General features: G+C 69.9%; 3 protein-coding genes. All 3 read left to right on the top strand.

Features of this window, described 5'->3' with window-relative positions:
- Positions 1–250 precede the first annotated feature (250 nt).
- The 3 genes from AB0N66_RS42255 (at position 251) to AB0N66_RS42245 (ending at position 7,131) form a co-directional block, all read left to right on the top strand.
- Positions 251–2,452: a trypsin-like serine protease gene (locus AB0N66_RS42255; protein ID WP_365446270.1), complete on the top strand. Its 2,202-nt coding sequence runs from the start codon at positions 251–253 to the stop codon at positions 2,450–2,452.
- A gap of 811 nt (positions 2,453–3,263) precedes the next feature.
- Positions 3,264–6,662, top strand: a complete 3,399-nt coding sequence (locus AB0N66_RS42250; protein WP_365446267.1) for an ALF repeat-containing protein — start codon at positions 3,264–3,266, stop codon at positions 6,660–6,662.
- A gap of 79 nt (positions 6,663–6,741) precedes the next feature.
- Positions 6,742–7,131, top strand: a complete 390-nt coding sequence (locus AB0N66_RS42245) for a hypothetical protein (protein WP_365446264.1) — start codon at positions 6,742–6,744, stop codon at positions 7,129–7,131.
- Positions 7,132–7,466 lie beyond the last annotated feature (335 nt).

Below are 7,466 nucleotides of genomic sequence, written 5' to 3'. Positions count from 1 at the left end.
GACATCGCCAAGAACACCTGGACCCCGGTCGGCGAAAGCGCCGACGAGCAGGGCCGCGAATTCCTGCTCGTCGAAATCAGGACCACCAAGTAACACACCGGACCCCCAGCACAGCACACCGGACCCCCGGACGACGAGTGTCACGTCCAGGCCGTGCTGCCCGCGTCCGAAGCCGCGACTTGGCCACTTCCTCATCACCCTTCCGCCGTCCGGTGCCCACCGAACCGGCAGACCTCATACCAGGGACATCATGATCACCCAGCACACCAGACCCGCCCGGCTCCTCGCACTGGCCGCGGCACTGATCGCGGCGCCTTTGACGGTGGCCGCCGAGTCCGCCCAGGCCGTCACCGGCACTGCCCAAGCCGACAACACCTACGCCTTCACCGCGCGCCTCGACATCGGCGACGGCACCCGCGCCTGCACCGGCACCCTCGTCAACGCCCAGTGGCTGCTCACCGCCGCCAGCTGCTTCGCCGACAACCCGGCCACGAGCCTGACGGTGCCCGCGGGCAAACCCGCGCTGAAGACCACTGCCACCATCGGCCGCACCGACCTCACCACCACGAGCGGCGTGGTACGGAACGTTGTCGAGCTCGTCCCTCACACCGACCGCGACCTGGTGCTGGCCCGGCTGGACCGGTCAGTCACCAACGTCACGCCGGTCACGATCAGCACCACCACTCCCGCAGCCGGGGAGGAGCTACAAGTCGCCGGATACGGCCGTACCACCGACGAGTGGGCCCCGCTCAAGCTGCACACCGGTGCATTCACCGTCGACTCAGTCATCACGCCCGACATCGGCGTCACCGGCAAGGACGGGGCGGCCGTCTGCATGGGCGACACCGGCGGCCCCGCGTTGCGCGTGACGAACGGAACGGCCGAGCTGGTCGCGGTCAACAGCCGTTCCGCGCAGGGCGGTTGCTTCGGCGTCGAGGCGGCCGTGACCAGCACCGCCGCGGTCGACACCCGCGTGGACGACGTACGCGCCTGGGTCAACGCCAAGGTCGGCGCGCCCCGTGTCACCGACTTCAACTGCGACGGCGTCGAGGATGTAGCGGTCAGCGACCCGAAGGCGACCGTCGGCGGTGACGTGAACGCCGGGCTGGTGCGGGTCATATACGGGGGCGGCAAGGGGAACGCGGAGTTCACCCAGGACCTCGCCGCCGTGCCGGGCGGCGCCGAGGCCGGCGACGGGTTCGGCGAGCAGCTCGCGGTGTTCGACCGCAACGAGGACGGCTGCACCGACCTGGTCGTCGGCGTCCCCGCCGAGGACGTCGGCACCGTGGTCGACGCCGGCCAGGCACAGGTGCTGTACGGCGCCCGGGACGGTCTCACCACGGGCGAGGCGTCCGTGACGCTGGAACAGGGCGCCGGCTCGGGCGCCATCCTTTCGTCCGCGTCGGAGACCGCGGACCGGATGGGTCATTCCCTGGCCGCCGGGCACACTGCCCTCGGCGAGCCGTACCTGCTGATCGGCGTGCCAGGTGAGGACATCGGCACCATCACGGACTCCGGCGGCGTCTATTACCTGCGCAGCAGCGCCAACGTCAACATCAACCAGGACACGGAGAGCGTGACCGGCGTCGGAGAGGCGGGCGACCGGTTCGGTACGTCCATCACCGCCTCGCCGAACCACATCGCGATCGGCGCCCCGGCGGAGGCCGTCGGTGACAACGCGGCCTCCGGTGCGGTGTGGGTGTTCTCGCACGCGCTGAACTCGGTTCGCATCCCGACCCCCGTGGCGTACGTCGACCAGGACACTGCTGGCATCAGCGGTGCGGCGGAGGCCAACGACGAGTTCGGGTCCTCGCTCTCGGCGGTGGCGTACCGCCCCTCCGACGCCTCGGCCGCGACCGACTCCATCCTCGCCGTCGGCTCCCCCGGTGAGGCCTTCACAGTGGGCACCGCCAACCGGACCGACGCCGGGCGAGTGGTCACTCTCCGGGTGACCGCGGCCGGAGCCATCAGCGAGCTCGCCGACATCAACCAGGACGCCGAGGGCATTGCCAACGTCACCGCGGTCAACGACCGCTTCGGTGCGAAGGTGTCCGCCGTCAACACCACGCTGAACTCGGTGAGCACCGCCGCCAGCCTGCGGCTGGCGGTCGGCTCGCCGGGCGAGGACATCGGTACGGCGAGCGCCGCGGGCGCCGTCCAGACCTTCTCTCTCCTCGGCGCGCCGGGTGACACCGACTTCTGGATCGAGGCCGGCAACGGCTCCGGTCTGCCGGGCACCCCGGGCAGCAGCCAGCTGATCGGCAACTTCATCCACGCCACCGGCACCCAGCTCTACATCGGTGCGCCCAACGGCCCCGCCACCTACGGCGCCGTGCACGCCCTGCCATGGGCAACCGCGGCATCCGGCACGACCGGGGCGGTCACGACGTACCAGCCCGGCCAGAACGGCCTGCCCGCCGCGGGCAGCGCCTTCGGAACGGCGATCCGCTAAGCGCCCCTGACAGGGCCCGCGGCGCGCGGGCCCTGGCGGCTAGACCAGTGGCCATGTTCGCCTTGCGTACGTAGCGACCGACGTGGGCCGGGCTCCCCGGAAGGGGGAGCCCGGCCCACAGTTGTGCCCGCACACATCACCGCTCGTCGGGCCATGAAGCGCGGCGCACGAACCGGACCGGCAACGGCACCCGCCTGTGGACGACTTCTCCGAACAGAGGACTACACCCACGCCCTCTTCTCGTACATGGCGCCCGAGCTTCCCCATAGGACATCTCGTATTCAAGTATTGCGATGTGCGTGACTCCCGCGAATAGGTTCATGTCGGAATTCGGGCAAATTTATGCGATGGACAAGGTGCGGGTGATGAGATTGCATGGTGTGCGCTAAGGGGTTCCCGTGAATGTCGGACAAGCGCACCCTTGGGCCTTTTCGGCTCTCTGTCTGCCCGGGTGAGCGCTTCTCTCCGTTCCAGTTCAACGCGCGTAAAGCGTGGGGTAAGCCCTGAAGTGTGGCTATTTCATACGGAGTATTGAGGACCACCGACGGGGGATGGGTGCTCATGAATACGCGAATGCGGACTTTCCGGCTGCCGTGGACCGCAGCAACCTTCACGCCCGCGTTGGTCCGATGTTCCGGCCCTCGGGCCGGGACCAACGTGTGAGCCCTCTCTGATCAAGGCACGTAGCGCGATTCAGCCGCGCCCGGAGCCCAAGAGACTCGCGGCGGCATGCCCTGAAGGGACACGTGCGTGGCTGACACATCACTCTGTCCGGCGCCGCGCCGCCGGGCATCGATCCCGAAGGACAACTGTGAACACCAGTTATGTGAACACCACTTATTGGAGCAGACGGCGCGTTCTCGGCGCCTTCGCGGCCACCGCGGCCGTCGCAGTCGCATCGAGCCTCGCCCTGCCTCCCGTGTCCGCCCGAGCCGCGACCAACGAGCCGGAGGGCGACGACGGTGACCCGTTCGCCCTGCCGGACACCGACCGGGCGAAAGTCGTCACCGCGTGGCTCGCGGGCGGCAAGGCCGTCCGCGCCGCCGCGGAGACCGCGCTCATCAGCTCCGACACCGCCGTCCAGACCTTCCTGACGGTCGATCTGCCGAAGCTGACGGTGGAGGACAACCGCGTCGCCATCGTCACCGCCCTCGCCGGGGGCGGGAAGGGCACCCGGCGCGAGGCCGGCGCGGCCCTCAACGGCGGTGACGTGGCCATCGCCGACTTCCTCGGCACGGGCTTCAAGTCAGCCATCCTGGAAGACCTGAACGTCGTCACCTCGACTGTGATGGCCAACGGCGGCAAGGCCGTCGTCCGCGCCGCGAACACCGCTCTGAGCACGGGTACTCAGGCCGCTCTGGAGAACTATCTGCTCGACGGCCAGTACACCGCGCGCCTGGAGGACATGCGCGTCGAGGTGAGCGGTCTCATGGTGCAGGCGGGTCCGGAGGTGCAGAAGTACGCCGCCCGCGCCCTGGACGGCTCGGCGGCCGACGTCGACTGGTTCCTCGACACCGGGCAGCACATCGCCCGCGCCCGTGACCAGGAGGCCGCGACGATCGAGGAACTCGTCGCGGTCGTCGTACGCGAAGGCAAGAAGGCCGACGCCAAGACGAAGGAGGCCGAGGAGGCTTCCGCCCGCGCCGTGGAGGCCGCCGCGAAGGCCAAGGAGGCGGCGGAGAAGGCCGCGGCCGAGGCTGCGGCCGCCCAGAACGATGTGGCCAAGTCCGCCAGCGCCGCCCGAAAGGCTGCCGAGGCGGCGACCGGCGCCGCCGACTCGGCCCGGGTGGCCATCCGCGCCTCGCACGCCGCCATCGAAGCGTCCCGCCGCGCCGCCTACGCCGCCACCGCCGCGAGCCAGGCCGCGTCCACGGCCGGCTCCGCCGCCGCCAAGGCGTACAACGCGGCCATCGCCGCGTCCAAGGACGCCTCCAAGGCATCGGCCGCCAAGTCGGCCGCCGTCGCCGCCCGCAACGCCGCGGCGAAGGCGCGCAGCGCGGCAGCGGCCGCCGACGCGGCTGCCACCTCCTCGGCCCAGGCCGCGAGCGCCGGATCCGCCGCCGCCTCGGCCGCCCGCAACGCGGCATCCGCCGCGAGTTCCTCCGCCGCGGCCGCCACGGCCGCGGGCGCGGCGCAGGCCGAGGCCGCCGAGGCCAGGCGGCAGGCACAGATCGCGAGCACCAACGCCACGATCGCCACCAGCGCCGCCGGAACGGCACAGGCTCTGGCGAACGCGGCGGCGACAGCCGCCCGCACCGCACGTGACGCCGCGAACAGCGCGGCGACCCACGCCGACAAGGCCGCCGCTGCGGCCGAGTGGGCCGTCCTGTACGCGGGCCAGGCAGTGGAGTACGCGCAGAAGTCCACCGAGTTCGCCAACGAGGCCACCAAGGCGGCGAACACCGCAACCGACGCCGTCAACCAGGCGATCACGGTGGAGAAGCAGGCGCGTGAGGGTGAGTGGCAGCGCCTGGACCAGGACAAGCAGCAGGCGATCGAGGAGTGCCGTCTGCTCGCGGAGCTCGAGGCTGAGGAGGCGGCGGAACTCGCCGGGAAGCGCACGCAGGACGCGCAGAACGACCAGGCCACCAAGGACCTCATATCCCGTGCCGAGGAGGCGCTGGCCGCGGGCGACACGGGTCTGGCCGCCACGGTCGGGCGCAAGGCGGCCATCGCTCTGGCGAACTCCACCGGTACCTGGTCGCGCGAGGCCTCACGGTTCGCCCTGAGCGGTGCGGACGCCGACGTCCATGCCTGGATCGACACCGACCGGCAGCTCGCGCAGCGGCAGGACGACCGGGAGACCGCGCTCTACCTTGCCCAGACCATCGCCAGCCCGGACGTCGCCGACGCCGCGACGAGGGCGTTGGAGAGCGATGCCCCGGACGCAGGCACGAACTTCCTCGCCACCGGCCTGATCGAGGCCGCCGTGACGGACCACCGCGTCGCGGTCTCCCGCATCCTGGCCGCCGGCCCTGGCAGCGCGGTGACCCGGGTGGCGAACGACGCGCTGAACGCCGGAACCCCGGAGGCGCTGAACCAATTCTTCAGCGCCACCTACGTGGAGGCACTGAAGGAGGACGACGGTGTCGCCACCGCCACCCTCCTTGCCACCGCCGGACCGTACACCAAAGCCCACGCCCAGGCCGCGTTGGAAGGCCCGGCGTGGATGCGCCGCCACTTCGTCTCCTCCGTGCAGTACAAGACCGCGCAGCTCGACTACGACTCCGCCACGCACATAGCCGCCATGCAGGGCGCGATCGCTGCCGCTGCGAAGATTGCGCAGAAGGCGCAGGAGGACGCCGCCCGTGCGCAGGAGGCGGCGGCGAAGGCGCGCAACGCCGCTGCGGAGGCGGTGACATGGGCGCAGAAGGCCCAGCAGTCGGCCGACCTGGCCGCCGACTACGCGAAGCAGGCCGACGCGCACGCGGATGCCGCCGAGCAATCGGCCACGGACGCGCAGGCCTCTGCCGACCGGGCCGCGGCGGCGGCCACCGTTGCCCGCACGGCCGCGCGTTCGGCGAACTACTCCGCCAACCGCGCCGTGGACGCTGCCCGCAGCGCAGTTGCCTCCGCCAACTCGGCCCAGGCATCGGCCACTTCCGCTCGCGCATCCGCCATCCAGGCGGGCAAGGACGCGCGGACGGCGGCCGTCGCCGCGAGCCAGGCACACGTGATCGCCACAGCCAAGCGACAGGCCGAGATCGCGGCGGCGGCCAAGCAGGCGGCCGAGGACGCGCGGGAGGCCCGGGAGACCGGCAAGAACCCGGCCGACACAGCCGACAACGACAACGTCAAGGGCGGCCTTCCGTGGTGGAAGGAGGGCGCACAGTTCATGGCGAACGTCACCAACTGGGCCAGTATCGGCTTCGGCCTGCTCTCCGCCGGCGTCGGCCTCGCCGGTCTGTTCACCGGGCCCCTCACCCCGGTCGTGGAAGCGTGGGCCCTCGGCCTCGGGGTCACCTCCCTCGGCTTCGCCGGACTCAATGTCCTGTTCACCGGAGTCGGCTACGGCTGGACGAGCAGTGAGTTCAAGAGCTCCGCCGCCAGTGCCGCTCTGGGCCTGCTCACCTTCGGTCAGTCCAAGTGGATCGGGGCGCTCAGCGCGGCGGGCCCGAAGGTGGTGGCTCCTGTGGCCACGAAGATCACACAGTTCGGGCACGATCTCATATCGCCGGTCACCGGTCTGCTGGGAGCAGTCGGATTCTGAACGGATAAGCTGAAAAAACTTCCCAAGGGTCGGCGGCGCAGCTGCCGTCGGCCCTTGGGCGCTGCCGAAAGGACACCCCGTGCTCGCGCGGCTCCCGCTGGTCTACCTGCTGCTCATGGCGGCTTTCGCCACCTTCGCCGTCTCCTTCGCCTTCCAGCGCTGGATCAAGGTGCGCAAGGTGACGGTGACGTTCCTCGTCATCTCGGTCGGGTGCTGTCTCGGCATGATCGCGGTGGGTGCCGCCCAGTACCAGCACTGGAACGCACGGCAGATGCTGGTGCTGTACTCCTTCACCTGGGCCGGGTTCGCGATCGGCCTCATCCCGTCCCGGAAGATTCTCTCCACAATCAGTGACGAATGGCGCCGAGGCGTACAGAGGACCAATTACGCCTACCCCCCGCGCTACACGGTGGCCCTCTGCGCCTCGGTGCTTCTCATGGACATGCTGGCCTTCGTTCTCGCGACCTGACAGCAGAACACACTCGAGCGTTGTGATGTGCGCCACGTCCGAGGGTGGACGGATGTCCTGATTCGGGGAAGTTTATGCGATGGACAAGGCGTAGGTCGTGGGGTTGCATGGTGCGGGTATGGGGTTTCCCGTGAATGTCGGACAAATTCCGCCCTGGCTCTTTTAGGTATTTTTCTGCTTGGGCGGGTGTTTCTTTCTGTCCCTGTTCAACGCGCGTAAAGCGTGGGGCGAACCCTGAAATGTGGCTATTTCTTACGGGGTGTTGAGGGCTGCCGACGGGGGGTGGGTGCTCATGAATACGCGAGTGCGGCTTTTCCTTGCCTTACGCACGGCCC

This window comes from Streptomyces sp. NPDC093544 (genome assembly GCF_040683495.1).
In the GTDB taxonomy this organism is placed as follows: Bacteria; Actinomycetota; Actinomycetes; order Streptomycetales; family Streptomycetaceae; genus Streptomyces.
The sequence above is the reverse complement of the archived record's forward strand: the minus strand, read 5'-3'. Positions and strand labels throughout refer to the sequence as shown.

What these genes read in the sequence shown, in the direction of transcription:
- AB0N66_RS42255 (WP_365446270.1), top strand. Translation starts at nt 251, where the DNA reads ATGATCACCCAGCACACCAGACCCGCCCGGCTCCTCGCACTGGCCGCG.